Source organism: Gimesia aquarii (assembly GCF_007748195.1).
In the GTDB taxonomy this organism is placed as follows: domain Bacteria; phylum Planctomycetota; class Planctomycetia; order Planctomycetales; family Planctomycetaceae; genus Gimesia; species Gimesia aquarii.
Window position 1 is genome coordinate 556,603 of sequence record NZ_CP037920.1, and the last position, 19,734, is coordinate 576,336.

The 19,734-nt window shown below is 44.6% G+C and carries 15 protein-coding genes; 7 read left to right on the forward strand and 8 right to left on the reverse strand.

Features of this window, described 5'->3' with window-relative positions; translation table 11 throughout:
• Window positions 1–418: 418 nt before the first annotated feature.
• Window positions 419–1,930, forward strand: coding sequence for a sigma-54 dependent transcriptional regulator (locus tag V144x_RS02265; RefSeq protein WP_144980783.1), 1,512 nt, complete (start codon window positions 419–421; stop codon window positions 1,928–1,930).
• Between the two features lie 55 nt (window positions 1,931–1,985).
• Here V144x_RS02265 and V144x_RS02270 read toward each other — a convergent pair whose 3' ends face one another.
• The gene (locus V144x_RS02270) at window positions 1,986–2,558 is read right to left on the reverse strand and encodes a VOC family protein (protein ID WP_144980786.1); all 573 of its coding nucleotides are present in this window, start codon (window positions 2,556–2,558) and stop codon (window positions 1,986–1,988) included.
• 316 nt (window positions 2,559–2,874) lie between these two features.
• On the opposite strand from V144x_RS02270, the gene V144x_RS02275 reads away from it, so the two are divergent.
• Complete coding sequence (locus V144x_RS02275; RefSeq protein ID WP_144980789.1) at window positions 2,875–3,804, forward strand: TolB family protein; 930 nt, start codon at window positions 2,875–2,877, stop codon at window positions 3,802–3,804.
• Here the strand turns inward: V144x_RS02275 and V144x_RS02280 are convergent.
• Both V144x_RS02280 and V144x_RS02285 read right to left on the reverse strand, forming a co-directional pair.
• Window positions 3,779–7,138 (reverse strand): M56 family metallopeptidase, encoded by a 3,360-nt coding sequence (locus V144x_RS02280; RefSeq protein ID WP_144980792.1) that lies wholly within the window; start codon window positions 7,136–7,138, stop codon window positions 3,779–3,781. The genes V144x_RS02275 and V144x_RS02280 overlap by 26 nt on opposite strands.
• Window positions 7,125–7,517: a BlaI/MecI/CopY family transcriptional regulator gene (locus V144x_RS02285; protein ID WP_144980795.1), complete on the reverse strand. Its 393-nt coding sequence runs from the start codon at window positions 7,515–7,517 to the stop codon at window positions 7,125–7,127. The genes V144x_RS02280 and V144x_RS02285 overlap by 14 nt, the downstream gene beginning before the upstream one ends.
• A gap of 315 nt (window positions 7,518–7,832) precedes the next feature.
• Here V144x_RS02285 and V144x_RS02290 point away from each other — a divergent pair, with 315 nt between their 5' ends.
• Together V144x_RS02290 and V144x_RS02295 are read left to right on the forward strand one after the other, a co-directional pair.
• The gene (locus V144x_RS02290) at window positions 7,833–8,375 is read left to right on the forward strand and encodes a DUF2617 family protein (protein WP_144980798.1); all 543 of its coding nucleotides are present in this window, start codon (window positions 7,833–7,835) and stop codon (window positions 8,373–8,375) included.
• A gap of 181 nt (window positions 8,376–8,556) precedes the next feature.
• On the forward strand, window positions 8,557–9,183 hold the full coding sequence (locus V144x_RS02295) for a hypothetical protein (protein WP_144980801.1): 627 nt from the start codon (window positions 8,557–8,559) through the stop codon (window positions 9,181–9,183).
• A gap of 29 nt (window positions 9,184–9,212) precedes the next feature.
• On the opposite strand, the gene V144x_RS02300 is transcribed toward V144x_RS02295, so the two are convergent.
• Both V144x_RS02300 and V144x_RS02305 read right to left on the reverse strand, forming a co-directional pair.
• Window positions 9,213–9,977, reverse strand: a complete 765-nt coding sequence (locus V144x_RS02300) for a CPBP family intramembrane glutamic endopeptidase (RefSeq protein ID WP_144980804.1) — start codon at window positions 9,975–9,977, stop codon at window positions 9,213–9,215.
• A complete protein-coding gene (locus V144x_RS02305; RefSeq protein ID WP_144980807.1) occupies window positions 9,974–11,257 on the reverse strand; it encodes an HD-GYP domain-containing protein in 1,284 nt (427 codons plus the stop codon). The genes V144x_RS02300 and V144x_RS02305 overlap by 4 nt, the downstream gene beginning before the upstream one ends.
• Before the next feature lie 520 nt (window positions 11,258–11,777).
• Here V144x_RS02305 and V144x_RS02310 point away from each other — a divergent pair.
• The gene (locus V144x_RS02310; protein WP_144980810.1) at window positions 11,778–12,713 is read left to right on the forward strand and encodes a serine O-acetyltransferase; all 936 of its coding nucleotides are present in this window, start codon (window positions 11,778–11,780) and stop codon (window positions 12,711–12,713) included.
• Between the two features lie 102 nt (window positions 12,714–12,815).
• On the opposite strand, the gene V144x_RS02315 is transcribed toward V144x_RS02310, so the two are convergent.
• Both V144x_RS02315 and V144x_RS02320 read right to left on the reverse strand, forming a co-directional pair.
• Window positions 12,816–13,655: an FHA domain-containing protein gene (locus V144x_RS02315; protein WP_144980813.1), complete on the reverse strand. Its 840-nt coding sequence runs from the start codon at window positions 13,653–13,655 to the stop codon at window positions 12,816–12,818.
• A 480-nt stretch (window positions 13,656–14,135) separates the two neighbouring features.
• Window positions 14,136–15,242: a hypothetical protein gene (locus tag V144x_RS02320; protein WP_144980815.1), complete on the reverse strand. Its 1,107-nt coding sequence runs from the start codon at window positions 15,240–15,242 to the stop codon at window positions 14,136–14,138.
• A gap of 229 nt (window positions 15,243–15,471) precedes the next feature.
• Between V144x_RS02320 and bioD the strand changes: the two genes are divergently transcribed.
• Both bioD and V144x_RS02330 read left to right on the forward strand, forming a co-directional pair.
• Window positions 15,472–16,215 (forward strand): dethiobiotin synthase, encoded by a 744-nt coding sequence (bioD, locus tag V144x_RS02325; protein WP_144980818.1) that lies wholly within the window; start codon window positions 15,472–15,474, stop codon window positions 16,213–16,215.
• A gap of 109 nt (window positions 16,216–16,324) precedes the next feature.
• Complete coding sequence (locus V144x_RS02330) at window positions 16,325–17,809, forward strand: hypothetical protein (RefSeq protein WP_144980821.1); 1,485 nt, start codon at window positions 16,325–16,327, stop codon at window positions 17,807–17,809.
• Between the two features lie 219 nt (window positions 17,810–18,028).
• Here the strand turns inward: V144x_RS02330 and V144x_RS02335 are convergent, their stop codons facing one another.
• Entirely contained in the window at window positions 18,029–19,537 is a 1,509-nt protein-coding gene (locus V144x_RS02335; protein WP_144980824.1) for a Do family serine endopeptidase, read from the reverse strand.
• Between the last annotated feature and the right edge of the window lie 197 nt (window positions 19,538–19,734).

Genomic DNA, 19,734 nt, shown 5'->3' on the forward strand with positions numbered 1-19,734 from the left:
ATTCAAAATTCCCTCTCAGGTTTGTCTGTTTATTAAGTTTAACAATCCTGAAATCTTCATCCAATAGCATACACTCTTAGATTTTTACGGAGTATGCAGGCATCTTAACGAATCATCAAATGAAGTGACGGAACGACGTTGATTTTTTTCAACAGGGGCCACGTATGATGTTTTTTTACCACATCGTTTTCATCTGAATCCTAGTGCTCGAAAAAAATGACTCTTTCGTAAAACATTCGAATGAAAAGACTTAGAAGTTGTTCGTCATGTTTCCTTAACGTGTTGGCACTCAATTTGTTTAAAAACAGAAGCACTTCGTCAAGCGAGACCACGATACAGACTTTCTTGATGACATGACTGAAGACACACGCCTCCATTGACTGAACCCACTTTGAATATTGAATTAGAGAGAGCCATTATGGAACTTCCCACATTGATTCTGGTGACACAAGACTCAACTCTTCAACAACAAATACTGTCCCATTTCAAGAAAGCGTTCCATTTAGTCATCTGTAGTTCGTTAGAAGACTGTAATGGTCACTGCCGCGAACAGGCGATCGAATTTATCTTAGTCGACTTGCGGTTCCTCGCCTCTGGGGGGCATCAGGAAGATCAAAGCCTGGAGATGATCCAGAAAATGGTTCCCGAAGCTGAAATCATCATGCTGACGGAAGAAGAGTGTCCTGAAATTCTGGAGCGACGAGCAGCCTGCACCAATATTCAACATATCAAAGGTTTTGCCAGTGAAGCGGAATTATTGTTAGAGATTGATTCCTGTCTGAGTCCGGAAGAAGAAGTCGTTGCATCTGAGTCTGTCACAATGAATTCCCTGCATGGAGGGAATTCAGAGAGAAAAATGCCTTCTCATGACTCTTTTGCACAGAATTCTATGCATGATGTTACCAGTTCACAGGTTTCACATGAGATGACGAATCCGGCTCTCCAGGATGGCATCTCTGGTCAGTTCGAAACGAATTCACATGAAATGAAAATCATGCTGAATGAACTGGAGATTGCAGCACAACATGATGTGACTGTGTTACTGATAGGCGAAACCGGGGCGGGTAAAACTCATCTTTCTCGTCTGGTTCATGAAGTTTCTCCACGGCGGAATGAGCCCTTTTTGAACGTGGCCTGCGGTGCGCTGCCCAATGATTTGATCGAAAGTGAATTGTTTGGTCATGTACGGGGGGCGTTTACTAGTGCTCACGCGGACAAAGACGGAAAATTTCTTGCTGCAGGACGCGGAACGATTCTGCTTGATGAAATTGACGTCTTGGGACCAGAACAACAGGTCAAGCTGTTACGTGTGATCGAAACAGGCGAGTTCGAGCCGATTGGGTCAAACAAAACACATATCAATAAGGCACGGCTTGTGGTTGCAAGTAACATGGATCTTCAACCACTGGTCGAACAAGGTAAGTTTCGCCCGGATCTTTATTACCGATTGAACATGTTAAAGTTTGATGTCCTTCCTTTAAGACGCCGCAAGGCTGACATTGTGACACTTGCCCATGGTTTTGTACGAGACATGGCAACCAAGCATAATATTGTGATTGATCGAATCGATGATGAATTCATGGAAGCCTTACACGCCTATCCTTGGCCTGGCAATGTTCGAGAACTGGAGAACGTGATTCGCAGAGCGGTTATTTACTGCCGTGAAGGTATATTACGAAAAGAGAATCTGCCTTCCCATATTCTGATGGGACAAATTGGACCTACCAATGATCCTTCTGTGGTCATCAGTCATAAACAAAATGATTCAGATCGGTTAGGGGATCAGGTGGCAGTTACAGAAAAAGAGTTGATCGAGCAAGCACTCTTTAAAAACAATTACAGCCGCACTAATACCGCCAAGACCTTGGGAATCAGCCGTGTGACTCTCTATAACAAAATGAAGAAGTATGGCATGAATACAAAAAAATGATGACACTCAGCGAGTGTCATCATGAGTCAACTTCGATGTAAAAATTGTTTTCTGTTTACTTCTTCGGACCGACAAGTTCGATCAAATTTCCATCCGGATCACGCAAGAGTGTCAGATAAATGCCTTTGGGAAATCCAGCGGGTAGTTCAAGCGGGCCTTTAGCGATGGGCTTTACTCCATAGGCTTTGGCCCGTTCTAATGCCGCTGTGGTGTCTTTGACATAGATTGTCAGGTAGCTCACGCCTAAGGAAGAATGGATAAAAGAATTATCGGTCTTCTTCGAAGGAGTTCCTTTGAACTGCATGAGCTTCACATTAGTCGCCGTACTGTCATTCTCAAGTACTAGTGGATAAACCTTGAATGGCAGGTTGTCAGAAAGTCCTGAATCGCCGCCCATCTCTGCTGTGACCTTAAATGGCTCTCGCTCTTTTAACCCGAGTGCGTTCTTGTAAAAGTTAAGCGACTTGTCGAGGTCGCTCACCACAATTCCGAAGTCGACGGTTGACTTTGCAAATTCGGCTTCGGGAACAGTTTTGCTACTGGCGGCCCATGCTGCCAAACCACTGACGACCAGCACAATAAATGTTGTGTAGATCAGTTCGCGATTGACAAAACTGGAATTCTTCATTGAGTTGCTCCTGCATTTAAAAATAAGTGGGCATTCTTAAACTCACGAAAGCCCTTCTTTCATCAGGCTACTTTGATCAGATTCAGACCTCAAGGCGATCTACGCGGTTTATCTGAAACTATTTAAATTTGCTATTTAGTTCGTAACTTGATCTTGTAATCTAAATTTAATCTCTTTTTCTATTGCCAGGTGAAATCTGGAATTTACTTTTAACGGGTGACGTTCCGAAGGTTTTTCTTTCAACCCTATTTTCAAGATGCTATAACAACAAAACACGGGGTGTCTGTTTCTAACAACGTGAGAATGAGGACTTGCCATGAGATCTGTTGTGGTTTTCTGTTTCTATTGCATGGCCTGTGTTGTACTTCAGTGTTTTGATCATCCGCAGGTAGTAGCAGATGAAGAGCCAGTAGTGAAACGGACCCGGTTTTATTCAGCGACTCCAGAAGGTGCAGAGCCCAAGGTTTTTTATGTCGCAGAAGATTACTATAACACCGGCTCTCCCACCTTCTCTGCGGATGGGCAAAAATTGGCCTTTGACGGCTGGAAGTCTCAGGAGGGCGAAAGCTTTTCGAACGTGCAGATTATGGTCGTCAACTCGGATGGGAGTGACTTTAAAGTTCTTGGCCCGGGGGCGATGCCGAGTTGGTCTCCGGGAGGGAATCGAATCGCATTTTCTCAGCAGTCTCCCTCAGGCGTCGCCATCATGAACGCCGATGGTTCTAACCGTAAAATGATTGAAACAGGTGGTTGGGGGGCACAGTGGTCACCTGACGGCAAAAAAATTGCTTATCGTGTGTACAAATCAGGAAAATCAAATCTTCGAATCTATGATTTAATCGAAGAAACAAAGAGCGATGTGTTTCCCGAAGGGGAAAGCCCCTATTCCATGATTTACTGGAATATGGCATGGTCTCCCGATAGTAACTGGGTTTGTTTTCTAGGACGAAAAGCGGATAAAACTTATGAGGTCGCTACAGTGAATGTCGCGGGAATGCAAGAAGGATTAAAAGTGCACTTTAAAAGCAAAGTTTCCCCATATCAAGACATGGCCTGGCATCCCCAGGGAGATATGATTGTATTTGGTTCTCCCACATCACCACGCAAACTACTCAAATTTAATCCCGCAGAGGACAAAGCACCCGAACCACTCGAAATCAAAGTCGATGGAAACATCAACGGTGACGTCAGTTTCACACCCGATGGTCAACATTTACTGTTTAACGTCCGGGTGGTTCTAGATTAAGCGTCTCTTCCGATTCGGATAGGTTCATGACAGAGGGGCTAATCAGAAGGAAATACCGTTTATGTTTTTTTGGCTCCGGCTGATTTTGGTTAGAAAACTGGAACGGCAGAAATGCAGGTTCCCTGCCACTAACTTGGTCCGTGATGTCAATCAATACAGATTTCCCGTTGGGAATGGCCATGCTTTTCAGGTTGGATAAAACATCCAACGCATCATTGGCATTGATGGCCATCGAGAGTCGCAGCGTTTGTTTTTCCGGTAGCTCGGTTCGTAACTGAATTCGAAACGGTGAGTTTTTTTGAGATTCAAGAGTCGTTTTGAGATCGAATTCTATTGACTGCCCATTGAAAAGTGAGAGTTTCGGGGCTTGCAGAATATTGAGGTGTTCAGTCCGTTGTGCCATTTGTTTCATTAAGTCAGCATGTTGTAGATCAAGTAGGATTCCTTCTTTTAAATTTCGAGCTTTCAATTGTTTTAAAAGGTCTTGCAGAGCCCGGACTTCAGATCGTTCCCACTCTTTAAACCATTTCTGTAAATGATCAGTTTGGACCAGTTGAAAATCGAGATAGATCATCAGATCTTGAAAGGCTCTCAATTTTTGCAATAACTCAGTAATTTGGTCGTGGGCTTCTCTCGTGTGTCGGACAACCAGAGAAAGTGTTTCTTTATATGCCATGATCGAGCCCGTTTGCTTTTTTTCATTTCTCCAATTTTCAGGAGTGACGTTTTTCTTGATCAGTTCAATCAATGGTTCAAAACGAGGCTTGACAGGCGGTAGCATCGTTGGAGTAAGCTTCTGAGAGGTGACGATTTTACGCGGTAAGGGAACTACCAGATCAGCAACCGGATAGGTTTTCGTGATTAAATTGTCCTCGAAATTAGACTCATCAATAATAATATGCCCTATGACACCGACATCGCTGTTGACACCGATACCAAACATGAGAAGATCCGTGACTGGTTTGACCTTTTCTAACTGGATCATCAATAAAAGCACTTGCGGCTTTTTTGCGTTCTGATCCATTTTAAAACCACCTACTAATAGCGTCTCTCCTAATTGAATCTGTGTTGAATCTGCAAACCGAAATTCGTTTATCATCGGAAGTTCAACGACCTTCCGTTGTTTCGAATTCAAATCAATGGTGTTCTGTTTCACCACACCTTTGTTTTTTGAGAATGTGATTTCGTATTCGAGTCTACCTGTTTTTTGATTCCCACCTTTTTCTGGGAACATTGGTCGTGCGTTAAGATTGAAACCATAGTTGTTTAATTGAAAACGTTGTCCGGCGCCTGCAAACTGATTTTCAAAAACCGGTTTCTCTTTTTGGGCGATGCTCGCTGTTTGACCATTCATCATCGTGATGACAGGAGAGGATAGAAGCGTGCTTTCTGTGGCTTGTATCATTTTTTGGATTTCTTTAGCACGCTTTGTATCCAGTAATTCATAGATCAGTGATTGACTACGATTGGCAACCAGAGTTTCAAATGTGATGGCTTTGTTTTCAATCTCTGAACTGTCCGAAAATGGATCATTCGTTTTCGTTGCTCCACGCATGGGGCCAAATTTGTTGACTTCAATGACTTTGACTTCTTTCCGTCGATCACTGATTTTTGAGATTAATGTTTGTGGAACGGATATGACTTTGATTTTCGTTATGATCTGTAGCTTTGTGAAAACAGACTCAGATAGCTCTTGTATCGCTTGCGCTGCATGTTTGTGAACACCTGGATCTTCACTCAAAACAATGAAATGATCATCCTTGATGAATAATCTTCCCGCAAAATGGGAGCCAGCTGCTTTCTTCATTAATGGATTCGCGAGTTGAGTGTTCGGTTGGGGTAAGATTTCCTCTTTTCTTTTCTGCTTGTTCACGAACGAACGGACTTTTTCGATCAATTCGGCTTTTGCGCGTGATTCACCTACATCTTTGTAGCCTTTTTCCATTAGCTCTTTGATAGAATAAACACGTACGGTTTGCGCTTTTGGATTTTGTAATTCTTCTGTTGCGTATAAGAATTTGAGAACCGAAGAGGAAGGCGAACTTGAGATATTTTTATCTTGATGTTGTGTCCTGGTTTGATTCGGTGAACTCGTCTCCTTCTCCTTACTTTTGTTTTGAATAATCAACAGGTCGGCATTAGTACTCTTCGTCGCTTTTTCAGCTTGTTGGTCCGCTGCAGAAACCACAAAAGCCGCACCAGGCAATACCGTTGCTGATAAAACGATTAAAACCATCCAGCACCACCAGGGTGTTTGCTTTTGACATCCTTGTCCCAATTTCATAATTCGCTCCAAACGTTTTGAGGTAATTTCCACCGGACGCACGCCCGGCACCACAGGAACTGATTTCAATGTATGTTTTAACTCCAGCACTTCCAGCAAACATTTTGCATACAAGCCGGGCTCACAATCTAGCTCTGCCAGAACTTCTTCATCACAACACTGCTCAACTTCAAGCTTCAAACGCCGTCCCGTAAACCAGACCAGCGGATGAAACCACCACACAATCGAGGCTGTCAGTTGCAACAAACCAACCCATAAGTCACCCCGTCGAATATGAATCAACTCATGCGCCAAAATAGGTTCCAGTTCTTTCTTTGAACGAGAATCGACAATCGCTTGAGGCAAAATGATCGTGGGGCGAAATAATCCAATCACTGCCGGTCCGATGCGGCTTTTAGTGATTAACAGCCTGACTCTTCGTTTGACTCGTAATTCCACACTTAGACGCGACAGTAATTGATCCAGTTCTGGATCATGAACCATACTCGAAGTGCGCAATATTTGCCGACATTGCCAGTAACGGATCACCATCACAGCCACAATGCTGGCTGCGATCAAGCCCCAGAGAACAAATCCGCTATACCAGAAAAATGGGCGCGCTGAATACCATTCTTGTTGAGTGAGTGTGGTATCAGGTTTCAAAGCAGAATTCTCAATGTCCGATAAGGGATTCTTTTTCTGAGATCCATCATGAACGGTAATTTGAACGGCCGGTGCTGTTGCCTCTACATCCGGCAGCTTCTGCACATCATCGCCAATGAGTTGTCGAATCGATTCCGTCAGAGTGAGCGCGTGCTGGTCTTGATTTGTGAGAGCTTGGTGTGCTCCTGGTCTCTGAATTCCCTGCACCCAGCAAAATAGACCACTGGAACTGCTCCATAGGGGAGGCGTCATAAATTTCAGTAAGACAATTAACCACAATATAAAAGTCAGATGTGATTGCCGGAATTTGATAAATTTACAGATCAGAAAGACGGCAAACACTAACAACGAGCATTGCCAGAACTGCTGCCAGATAATTTGGACGAACGTTGATTCACTCAGATTCATTTCGTTCCTCCGTCAATTGATCAAGCAAAGTCTTTAACGCATCTAAATCTTCCTGGCTGACGTTTCGATCTTCGATTAAATGTTGCATTAAAGGGAAAGTTTCTCCTGCGAAGAGGCGGTCAACCAGATCATCCACAGTTTCACGAATGACAGTACGTGGTTTCACACGAGGTGAATAAACACGAGTTCGGCCTTCGAGCTTCACATTGACATACCCCTTTTGCTCCAGTCTTCTTAAGTACGTCTGGACGGTTGTGAAATCAATGCCTCGCGATTCTGGAAACGATTCAAACACCTCACGTACTGTGCCGTGTTTCAGTTCCCAGAGTGCACGGGCGACTTCGATTTCGCCTTTGGATAGTGCGGGTCGTTCTGTCATCGTTTCTCCATTCAATTACAACTGTAATTGTGGAAGTTTAATTACATTTGTAATTGAGTCAAGGTCGTATTGATAAAATTTGATTAATTTCCAGAGTACCGTGCCCCCCAAAGTCAATCTAAATATGGGGGTTCTATAAAATAGAGCAGGAGTTTGAAAATCTTGCCGAACGTTGTTTGGAATTGCTCTCCCAATCGCTTAGAATTAAATCGTGATTCAAAAACATGGGATGAATTCTAATGAGAATCACTTCTGTTAATGAATCTTTAAGTAGTTATTTAATCATCTCTTTCATCTTTATTTGGATCCATCAGAATGAGTGTCCGATCTGCCAGACCGAAAGTAAATGATTTGATCTTTCGCTTGATTGGGCGTTCTATACATCCCGAGCTTTACACCACTTGCACTTCGGCGGAGGTGCATCAGAAGAATTATTCTGCTGTATTGAAGATCTGTGAAACGGGGCATATTGCCAGTATTCAGCACAAAGAAAAAACCGTTTGTGAGATTCTGACTTCGTTTCAGAATCCCCTTCCCAGCCAGAAACGAGTGCTGGAAAAGCCCGTTCGTGGCTGTCGTTCTGAATCTGCACAATTGGAATCGGGGCTCTATTATCAGGTCAGCTACCAGTTAGAAGAGCTTGATTATGTGATTTTTAATAATCTGCATGAAGAATATATGATGGATTCCCAAAAGGCCGATCTGGCTTATCATTTTGTCTCAGAAAGCCGTATCACTCCCGGGGCTCTAAGTATCGTTGATTTTGAAGCGAACCAGACAAGCCTGCTGATTCATGCATTTCACACGTTTCCCGAAGAATTAGCGGTTGTGAAAACACAGTCTTTGTTTGAATTTTAAGGCTGTTTCCCGTCAGATCTGAGCATACGATTATTGAAATTAATTGTTCCAAATGGTTCCTGGAGCGTATATAATTGAGCGAAATACAGGCTGCATAGCCGTATCCTCAAGTTGTTTTATGAGGATCTCATTGATCAGCGTCATGGATGACGGGAAACCGGTAACGTGATAGGGCGGTCAAGTGTATTCTTTACGATCTATAATACTGTTCTCTTTCTTTCTGAGTGCATTGACGAGCATTAATACCAATGTCTCATCGGCCGCGCATCCCTACTCTGTTTCCCGATATCGAACTCCTTATTCTCCTTCTGCCTACTATCGGTATCGATATGGCAATCGTTCGGCATACTATGGTTACTCAAATCGCTATGCACGAAACTATTCTTATTATCCCCGTTCAAGCTATTACGGCTTTGGGGCTCGACGATATTACAACCGTTATCGTCCCTACGCGGCAGTCGCCAGCTATCGTTATTACCGGCCCGCTTACTACCGTTTCAACGGTTACCCCAGATATTCGTATTTTGGTTACAACACATTTTATCCCTGGCGGACATGCAACGCCTGGAATTCGTATTCTTCGTGTTACTGTTCACCATATGGATATACCGGTTCGTATGCACCTTATTGGGGCACTTATACTCCGCTATGGGGAAGTTACAGACCTTACTGGGGAGGCTACTTTGGAGGTTACTACGGACCCTATTGTGGCATCTGGCCTTATCGACCAACCTTGTACGGCAGCCTGATATTTCAATACGGCTATAACACCGGCTATGGTCGTCGTGGTTACTATTCGCTCTGGTAGTCGACAAGGTACCAATTCAAATTGGTCTGTCAGGGCCCACTGACCAGCATCACACCGACGATAATATCGTACGTTGCATGCGCGCCGACGGTGATACCAAATCCGCGGAGAAAAAAGAGACCGGCAAAAAAGAGACCAGCCAGAGTCCGAAAAGTGAAGCTGAAGACGGAAAACTGATCTCCGGTAGCACCAATATAATGTGCCAATGAAAAGATAAGGCTAGTCGTAACGATCGCCAGGACTGCAGACCAGCGTACTTTCAGCATCATACCTCTGAAGAGCAGATAACAGAGAGGCAGCAATAAGAGACGAAACATCACTTCCTCATAAACGCCTGCACCAACAAAACTGACGACGCGCGAAGCAGATTCTCGTTCGATGAACATCATCGTTGGCTCGGGTAATTGCTGAAAAGCCAAATCCTGTACCTGCCCCAATATGATGAGACAGAAAGCGAACAGCAGGCTTTCCGCAAACATCCCCATCAAAGTTTCTGCAGAAATTTTCCAGGGGTTTTTACAACAGATGTGCCAAATCAGCAGTGTGCTCACAATCAGGCAAGGCAGTAAAAAGGTATGTGTGAACCCCAGTTGAGAGAGCCAGCTTCGCATCCAATAGTCGGCACCGTTGCGAATCAATTCCGGTTGGTTCCCGCCCATGGAGATCACCCCCAATTCATAGATCACCAACAACGGCGCAAGAAATACCAGACAGACAAGTGGCTGCCTGGCCTCTAACCAATAACTATCAACGGTTAGAGTCATTTCGCTTTGAGAATGTTTTTTTTGCGTCATGACTCTTGTTGGTTCTCTAAAGCCTGTTTGACTGATTCATGCTTTGAACTGGAATGAATATGAGGTTTCATTGGCTGCGTGTGTGATGCGTCCTGGCGATAGTGTTGAAAACGCTTGAGGGAAAACAGATCATTCTTCTGGTCGGTTTCTCTCAACTCTTCTGGCAGATTTGTGTCAAGAGCTGATAGAGTTTGGTCGACGGCCCGTTGATCCCATTCGCCACGTTTCGCTTCCCGATAAAGCTGCAATGCTGCTGCAAATGCTACCTCTTCCATGTCGTAAGATCGAATACCGTCTGCCGTCAACTCCCGCCGGTTGTTTTTCAACTCCAGATAGCGACAAACCACTGCCATACGTTGCGAATGTTCGTTTAAGGCATAGGTGTGTAACCTGCGCGGATAACCAGTGCCATCAAGCCGTTCATGATGTTGAGAGATCACTTCAGGTAGATATGAGTCTCCTGGAAATCCACGCAATCCTCCGAGCAATGCCGCTCCCAGGACTGGATGTTCCCCCCGTTCATCATGTAACAGCCTGCTTTGAGAAACATCTTTATCAGGATTCTGATTTTTCAACATCAACCAGCCAAAATCGTGCAATAAACCGGCCAGCATCAGAAAGTCAACATTTTTTTGCCAGTCCTCATGTTGCCTGCTGACGAAGTAAATCAACCGCGCGGTTTCCAGGCCCCTTGCGTAAACGGGCATATCTTCATCGGAGGACTGTTGTTGAGCAACAGCCAGAAAATCTTCGATTGAAAGAAATAGAAACTCACCCGGGGAAGTCAAATGCACATCATCGTTTTTAATTTTTCTCAACAGATTCAACAGGTAGTTCGGGCTGCAAAATGGCTTTGTCCAGATCTCTAGTGTGGACTCTTTCAACTGGCTCACATAATGTAGAGCCGTTTGACTCAGCAGTAATTGTTGTCTGATGTATTGCTGCTCTTCTCGAACAGAGTTAAGAATTCGTTCTAGAATGGGCAGTTGTGTGTGGCAAAGTGAATGGGTCGGTTCAGAACCCAGGTAAAGCCGACAACGCTCGAGAATCACTTGCACGCGATTTTGTAACTGAATGAGCGTGTGTTGTGGTTTGGGAATGGTGAGTTCCAGATTTTGCTGGTGCAGTTCCCGGTACGCACTGCTGAGCTTTTGGAACTGTGTGTCGTCAGAGTCAATCACTTCTGCTGGCTCTGATTTCAAACGAAGCGTCTTCCATTCTTCACGTTCCTCACGAATTGAGGGTGCAAGCCAGCGGAGTAATCTGGTGGAATGGTTCACAATGGTTTCCTGCCTGGAGATAACTCGTCACATCAATAGTTTTGACACGAAGATATTGGGGGCTCCTTGTTAGTTTGTTTATCGACCGTTCCGTAGTGAGGGATTGAATAGATTGAATGATTTCGGACTGGGTAAATTACTAGAAAAAAAGGTACATATCACATTGATAGTTCATCACTTAGGGTACGAAAACGAAGAATCTGCTTTACTTGCGTGAATCTATCGATGATCAAAACGCGTCGACTTTGCGACTTGTAAGTGGCGTATTATTTGAGCCGAATCAATCGGATGTGAGAATTGCTCAATTTCCTGTCATAAGGACGCCGATTTGTGACTATAGGGGATTTTTCCACTTATCTACTTGTCGTTCTTTTGTCGGCATGCATAGAATCTAGGAGAGATGTCTGTAAATTAAGGCAATTTAAAGAACATTTACTGATGAAATGTGTCCTCATTCAATGGGGACTGAAATCAGTTTTAAAATTCAATTAGACCCAAACTGACGAGCGAGAAAATTCTCATGGCTACGGATTTTCAGCAAAAAGAGCGACTTCCTGAAATTACCGACCGAATCGTGGAGACCTATCACGAACTGGACAGAATTCATCATTTAGGACACTGCCCACTTCCGAGTCAGGACGCAGTAATCGAAGCTGCTCAGGAACTGAAGGAATTGATCTTTCCAGGTTATCGCCGTCGTCAAAATCTGCATATGGGAAATGTGGTCTACCATGTGGGAAATATCGTTGATTCTCTGCACGATATTCTGACAACGCAGATTGGGCGTGCCTTAAGACACCAGTATGTTCAAACACATGGCGCTGATTGCGAAAAGCTGCCCAGTATTGATTTCGAAGCAGAAGGACAAAAGAAAACGATGCTGTTTCTGGAGACCATTCCTGAAATCAGGCGGGCTCTTTCAACTGATGTGCAGGCAGCCCTGGATGGTGATCCGGCTGCATCCTGTGCCGATGAAATCATCTTTTGCTATCCTGGTCTGGAAGCGATTACCATTTATCGAATTGCACACGAGCTTTACGAATTGGATGTTCCCATCATTCCTCGTATGTTGTCGGAGTGGGCACATTCTCAGACCGGAATTGATATTCACCCCGGTGCTACTATTGGCCATTCGTTCTTTATTGATCACGGTACCGGTGTTGTGATTGGTGAAACATGCGAAATTGCCGAGCATGTGAAAATTTATCAGGGGGTTACGTTGGGAGCGGTCAGTTTTCCCAAGGATTCAGAAGGTCGCATTATTCGCGAGCAGAAACGCCATCCCACCATCGAAAAGGGAGTCGTCATTTATGCGAATGCAACCATTCTGGGAGGCGATACCATCATCGGCCAGGATGCCGTCATTGGGGCCAGTGTCTCTTTGATGAAAAGCGTCGTCCCCAATACGATTGTCACAATCGAAAAACCTTCACTTCGATTTCGTGAAGCGTCCTGAGATTGTTAAAATCTGATTCAAAACTTATATCAGCCATAAAAAAAGATCCTGTGTGAGTTCGTCAATCAAACTCACACAGGATCTTATCGCAATAAAATTCAATTAGGCAATCGCACGTTTTGATTCGCCATCATCGTTATGGTCTTTCTCGATCGATCCTACATGGTCCAAAGTTCGGTCAAGTTGTGAGGCGAGTTTCTCTTGGGTTTCCAATAGCGAAGCGGCAGCAGACTCGTATTGTTTTTCACGGCTGGTTAACTGGTCAGCTCGTTGCTGCAGCTCTTCGGAAAATTGAGTCAATTCTTCCATCATCGCTTCGAGATCAGCCAGCAGCTCCAATTGCTCCTGCTCAGAAAGTACTTCCTGATCCTGAAGCTGTTGTTCTTCCTGTTTTTCTTTCATTTGATGAACGTGTGACAGTAACGCAGCAGCTCCCTGGTTTCTTCGATTTTCATATTGTTGGATCAATTGGAAGTCCTGCTCCATCAAGTCAACAAGCTCAGATGCAGACAGGTTTTTAAGAGTAGTTTCATTCGTCATTGAGTGATCTCTTTTGTCCGGAGTGATATGAGCGCTCGTCTCAAGTGGCGAACCAGATAATCTAGCAATGGGAGTGCTCATTGATAATTGTGGACGGGCTACACGAAAAACAAATTCGATGGGCCCAATGCTAATGGAATCGCCATCAGACAGAGGTGATGTCTGAATTGGAATTCCATTGAGTAATAGTTTTGGTTGAGGAGCAATGGCTTCGATCAGGGCTTTTCCCTGTTCGATCTGGATCACCGTATGCAAGATTGGCATATTAGATCCGGCTAACTGGAGACCACAACAAGACCCCGCACCAATCGTTAAGCGATTGTCTTGAACAGGGCGGACGGGAAAATTAGTTTTCCCTTTAATGATTTCCAGAGAATACTGGTGAGAGGATTCTACAACCACAGACTTATCAACCTCGTGTTGAGACAGGAACTTTGTGATTCCTTCAGGGCTCTGATTTCAGTGCCACACAATAATAAATCGACCGTCCCTTGAGGCAAGCATGAGAAAACGTTCCAGTTACTAATTGATCAAAAACTATTGATGGCTTCGATATCAAAACAAAGCAGATTCTGTAACAATTAGTTAAAATAGAGAGGTGTCTTTGGCTGCTTAGAACAATAAAATAGAGAAAATAAATAACGAAATCTGATCAAAGGCTTTGTAGATCCTTGTTAACAAAGGAAACACCTCAGCCCGATGATTTTGGATTTACAATTACTTGAATCGTACCAGAAATTTGATCACTGATTTGTGTTTGTTAATTAAATTTTATCGTTTCGGATATCACCAAGAGTTATATCCTGTGAAGATCGTGAATGGTCCTTAACAGGAAACAGGTGCGAGGCCTTATGAAATAAAAGGGATTTGCGATTAAGTGCCTCAATCAATTTTCGTGCCTGGTAGTTTCCGTTCAGTGGGAGGGGGAAGATCGGGGACCTCTGGTTGCGGTGGTGTTGGAGGAGGAGTATACCCTTCGCAGGTCAACTTGAGATTTCCTCCCAGAGGGACTCGAAATTCGGAATTGGTATCAAGGGCAGTCCACCCCGCGAGAACGCCCCGCTGGTCGGCGTACTGTCGCGCAACCAGGTAAGTATCATAACTGTCTGACCAAACGCGAAAGTTCAGATAAAACAGATTGGGATTCACTTTTTGAATCGACTTGCGAAACAACGCCGAAGGTTTTCTCAGGCGTTCTGAAGTATCGCCTCGACCCTTACGTGGCTCCAGAATGAGATAAGGCACTCCACCAGCGGGTTTGAGTTTGATCCTCCAGTCCCGATTTCCCACGTTTCGATTTTCAAACAACTTCACAAGTTTCTCACAGTCGACAGCTTGTTCTTGTGCTGTCACAAAACGACTTTTGGCAATTGCTGCCAAAGCCAGTGACTGTAGTTGTGGAATATCGACATGTAAAATTCGACCGCCACGACAAACATAATCGATCGGCTTTGCACCTTTCGGAGCATCACGCGGATTCGGTAGATTCACGATTTTTGCATTTGGAGCCGGACCTGGGTCAGGGGTTTTAGCCAGCTTTGCTTTGATGTCAGCTAACTCCGTCTCTTTCTCAACAATTGTTTTCTCGATCGACTTTACTTTTTTATCACGCTCGGCAATCTGCTTTTTGAGTGCTTCAATATTAATTTGAATCTCTTTTAATTTTTCCAGCTCTTTTTTCAGCTTCTCCGCCAAAGCCTTCTGTTCTTCGATATTGACAGGTTTTTTCTGTTCGGTCAGTTTTTTTACGGTCTGTAGTTGCTCCTTTTCCAACTTCAGCAGTGAATCGAGGTCCTCCACTCGTTTCTGGGAACGATCCATGTCTTCATCGGTAATGTCCGGCAGCGCGTCTTTAATACGTTCGACTGCTTCGCCAACCCCTAACTGGGTTACCGTTAATAAAATTACCAGAATCCCTACCACATTGGTCATAGTGTCCAGTAGTGAGTCGAGACTGGCACCGCCAGATGATCCTCTTTTGCGCTTCATTTGTGGATTTGAACTCAATAAACGAAAATCAAATGATACAGGCTTCCCCTGAAACCAGGCTCTACAGCGTGACGTAGAGTGTGAGCGACTTTGCTGTTTCAGACCTCTCTTCTGATGTCGCTTCGTTTCTCTATTCTGTATAATAAAAACGAATCTCCGTCTATCGCAAGCTGGGACCGACGGTTGTTCCATAAAAGAAACAAGATGTTTGTGAAATCAGGAAATCATTGTGGACGTTTTTCCATTAAATATACCCGGTTTGATGATCCTGGGCACTGATACTGATGTGGGGAAGACTTATGTTTCCACTGCCATCGCCCGGCAATTAATATCCGAAGGAATCGCAACGGGTGCGTACAAACCCGCCTGTAGCGGCAGTATCCAGGAACGGAATTCTGGAGATTATTACTGGAATGATATCGAATTGCTTTCAGAGTCAATCAACCGAACATTCCCATTGGAACGGATCTGTCCACAAAAGTTTCATGCACCACTGGCTCCACCGGTGGCCGCGCGCAAGGAGGGCAGACAGATTGACCATGACCTTTTGTGGCAAGGAGCACTCTGGTGGCAGGATCAAGTTGAGTTTTTGATTGTGGAAGGGGTCGGAGGCGTTCTCTGCCCCCTAACAGAAAATACGTTAGTTGTGGATTTTGCTGCAGAATTGAAATTTCCGGTTTTGGTTGTAGCACGCGCGGGGCTGGGAACCATAAATCACAGTCTTTTGACCGTCGAGGCGTTACAGAACCGGGGCTTGTGTGTTGCCGGCATCATACTGAACGACGTCGATCCAGAACTCAGTGATGAATCAAGGTCATCCAATGCCGAACAGATTCAGCAATGGACGACCGTTCCGGTTTTGTCTTTTGTCCCCTTTGAATGGCAGTCGAACTTGCTTCACCATCAGACTCAGGACAGAATAGACTGGGTACAGCTAGCACTTCACCCATCGCGTTTTGTCATCAAAGAATGAGACGATCAGTGCATGAGAACCAGATTTGAAATGATGAAATTTCAAATTCGCTAGTCCATGCATTCAATTGAAATCAGTAAAGTGTGAAAGAAATAAACCGGAGAAATGGATGAGTATTGAAGTCGTTTGTCCTGCCTGTGGCGGGGCCATCCAAATCGAAGACGTGTCAGAAGTCGTTGAATGTCCGCTGTGCCAAATGCACCTGCAAGTGGATCCTGAGACCAACGAACCCGTTCTGATTACAGAAGATCTGGATGAAGTTACCAATGAGGAGCCCGAGGGAACGTTGGCCGATTCAGAAACCTCATCCAACGAGTCTGATATCTCTACTGATCTCAATACTAATCAGGAAGAAACCGAAGTAAATGGCAGTCAGTCAGAGGCAGAAGAAGATCTGGAGAATGGTGATTCAGAAAGCACTCCGGAAGAAGTCGAAACAGAGTCTCCTTTCGCCTTTCTTCCAGGAGGAAATAATGGCACTTCAGACAAAAATCAAACGGTACGGGAAGCGACCAACTTTTCGTTTCTTCCCGGTGGCAACGACGATTCTGAAAACGCTGAGAATGATTCAACGGTAATCACATCAGAAATGCCGAGCGTTGATGAGGAAGAGGAAACGGATTCAACAGAAGAAGTCGTTTCAACAGAACAGGCCGAATCAGTCAATCCAGAGGCGACCACTGAAACAACAACTTCTAAAGAATCCCCTCCAGAGGAAACGACAACAACAGAAGAAACGATCGAAGCTGGTTCCGAACCTGAAACCCCTGAAGTTCAACAGGAATACCGCAAACAAAAAGTGGTCTCCAGGAGATTGTTTACACTCACGCTTACTTATGCCATCGCTGCCACGATCATGGTGGCTCTCTTGTTATATGCCAAATACCTTGGAGACCCGCATCAACTGGAAAGTCTTCCCGATCTGAAACCACCCGTAAAAAATGACGAAATTGCGCTCCAGCTAGTTCCTGAACACGCTACCTTACCGGCAGGGCATACATTGAAACTGGGTGGGCCAGGACGGCGTTTCGGTAATATCAAGGTCACTCCTTTACGAGTCACACGAGGTCCCATTGAGTTCGAACATTACACCGGAGATACAACCAAAACTCGCCCACCTACTGAGGATGTGCTCAAGCTCTACTTGCGATTTGAAAATGTTTCTGATGATCAGACTTTTGAACCCCTTGATCAAAAACTGCTGTTAACTCGTGTTCCCGGGAAAACTCCCGATTCTCATTTGCGGGCGAATAACTTTGTCAGCAGGGTGGATCAAAAAAAGACGAACGGAGAGCGTGTTTTAGTTTATGACATGCCTCCATCCTGGGAATGGAATTTGAAGGGACAGAACATCAACCAGGAAGCCAAACCACAAAATTTGAAACCGGGTCAGAGTTTCGAGACTTATGTCGCCACTGATGAAGCAGGCATTGATTCTCTGAAAGGTGATCTTGTCTGGAGATTACAAATGCGCAAAGGCTATCATCCGGAATCTCATCGAGGAGTCACAACACTGATTGAAGTCGTGTTTAATAGTGATCAGATCCAGCCAGAAAAGCCTTCAGAAAATAAAGAATCACTCCCCACCAGTTGATCTCGATTTCAACTGTGTTCGGTGTTCCCAGTTCCCGCTTGCCATAAAAAACGCCTCGACGGCACTCCAAGAATACCATCGAGACGTTACGCGGAACCGCATATACGATGCGGTGAGGAATTATCAATGAGGACAATCTTTCCGCTGATGGTGCTGGCACAAGTCTCCAGAGTCAGAGACTTGTACCAGTCACACTTTCAGGAGAGTACAATCCTGAAACTACTTCGGGACCACAACAAAACGGGCACCACTGTTGTTTCTTACCAACAGCAACACACTCTTCTTGTCTTTGGCCTCTTTCAATCCTTGATTAAACTGATCCATTGAAGAGACTTCAGTAGTTCCAATTTTTTCAATGATCATGCCTTTCATCAAACCAGCTTCTTCAGCAGCACTTCCAGGTTCGACAGAAGTAATAACGACTCCTTTGACATTGTCGGAATATCCCAGCTGATTCGCCAGTTCGCTTGTTAAGGGTTGAACTTCAATATTGAGATCATTAACACTGGTTTTGGATTTCTCTTTTTTAGAACCATCAAGTGGTTTTTCATCTTTTGCAACAGAGAAACTCTTTGGCATTTCTTTCATTGTGATGTTCTGCGTGATGCGTTTGCCATCTCGCAAAAGTTCCATCACGTAAGACTTACCAACAACCAGTTGTTCAACAATACCCTGCAGGTTGCGAGGTCCGGATACATCCTTTCCTGCGAATTTCAGGATGATGTCACCTGTCTGCAATTTACCTGCTTCAGCTGGTGAACCTTCCATAACCTGAGTGATGATGGCTCCCTGACCTACCTTGATGTCAAAGGATTTCGCCAGATCATTGCTGATTGGTTGGATTCCTACACCCAGGAATGATCGTTTCACCTGACCGTGGTCGATTAACTGACCAGACACCCATCGTGCCATATTCACAGGAATGGCAAAACCAACCCCATCATATCCACCACTACGGCTGGAGATGGCAGTATTGACACCGATGACTTCACCCTTAAGGTTTAAGAGTGGACCACCACTGTTACCAGGGTTAATTGCGGCATCTGTTTGTAAATAGTCTTCCCGGTCATTGATTCCCGGACCACGACCTTTTGCACTGATGATACCATTGGTCACACTCATACCAATACCGAATGGGTTTCCGATTGCCAGTACCCAGTCACCGATTTCCATTTTAGTGCTATCACCCATGGGAATCGCTTGCAGGTTACTCGCATCGTCAATTTTAATGACCGCGATGTCAGAACGAGGGTCCATACGAATGTCACTCGCGGTAAACTCACGACCGTCGTTTAAAGTGACTTTAACGACATCTGCCCCACGAACGACGTGAGAGTTTGTCATGATGAGCCCTGATTTATTGATGATAAATCCAGAACCGGATCCCATTCGTCGGGGAGACCGTCGAGGCTGATTCTTAAACTGTTTAAACATGTCTTTGAATCGAGGATCATTTTGGAACAGATCCTGAAACGGAGAATCATCACCAAACGGCATCAGGTTTTCACCAGAGACTTTTGAAGTCTTGCCAACTGTTTCAATTGCGACAATTGAAGGCATCGCTTTTTTGCTGACTTCACGGAATACATTCGAGAGATCTTGTACGGTTGCGGCTGTAGGGACATCTGAGCTCGAATCTTTTTGAGCCATCCCTACTGCTGCACCGACCAGACATGCGCTACCAATCATAGCGAACATCCAGTTTCGGTTTGCTGTTAACGCTTTCATGTAAATACCCTCCTACATTAAACGGCTTTCAAGATACGCCTATGGCTATCTCTTTTATGGAATTAATACAAAATAAGTAACGTAGCTCAAATCCCAAAATTGCTCGAAAAATAACTCTGTTTCAGATTGAAATAGCTGAGATCAAGTCAACTCGGTTCGAGAAAACATGATCCGGATGTGTGCACATCTTTTTAGCT

Coding starts and splice junctions, on each gene's coding strand:
- V144x_RS02265 (WP_144980783.1), top strand. CDS start 419: ATGGAACTTCCCACATTGATTCTGGTGACACAAGACTCAACTCTTCAA.
- V144x_RS02270 (WP_144980786.1), bottom strand. CDS start 2,558: ATGAAGAATTCCAGTTTTGTCAATCGCGAACTGATCTACACAACATTT.
- V144x_RS02275 (WP_144980789.1), top strand. CDS start 2,875: ATGAGATCTGTTGTGGTTTTCTGTTTCTATTGCATGGCCTGTGTTGTA.
- V144x_RS02280 (WP_144980792.1), bottom strand. CDS start 7,138: ATGAATCTGAGTGAATCAACGTTCGTCCAAATTATCTGGCAGCAGTTC.
- V144x_RS02285 (WP_144980795.1), bottom strand. CDS start 7,517: ATGACAGAACGACCCGCACTATCCAAAGGCGAAATCGAAGTCGCCCGT.
- V144x_RS02290 (WP_144980798.1), top strand. CDS start 7,833: ATGAGTGTCCGATCTGCCAGACCGAAAGTAAATGATTTGATCTTTCGC.
- V144x_RS02300 (WP_144980804.1), bottom strand. CDS start 9,977: ATGACGCAAAAAAAACATTCTCAAAGCGAAATGACTCTAACCGTTGAT.
- V144x_RS02310 (WP_144980810.1), top strand. CDS start 11,778: ATGGCTACGGATTTTCAGCAAAAAGAGCGACTTCCTGAAATTACCGAC.
- V144x_RS02320 (WP_144980815.1), bottom strand. CDS start 15,242: ATGAAGCGCAAAAGAGGATCATCTGGCGGTGCCAGTCTCGACTCACTA.
- V144x_RS02330 (WP_144980821.1), top strand. CDS start 16,325: ATGAGTATTGAAGTCGTTTGTCCTGCCTGTGGCGGGGCCATCCAAATC.
- V144x_RS02335 (WP_144980824.1), bottom strand. CDS start 19,537: ATGAAAGCGTTAACAGCAAACCGAAACTGGATGTTCGCTATGATTGGT.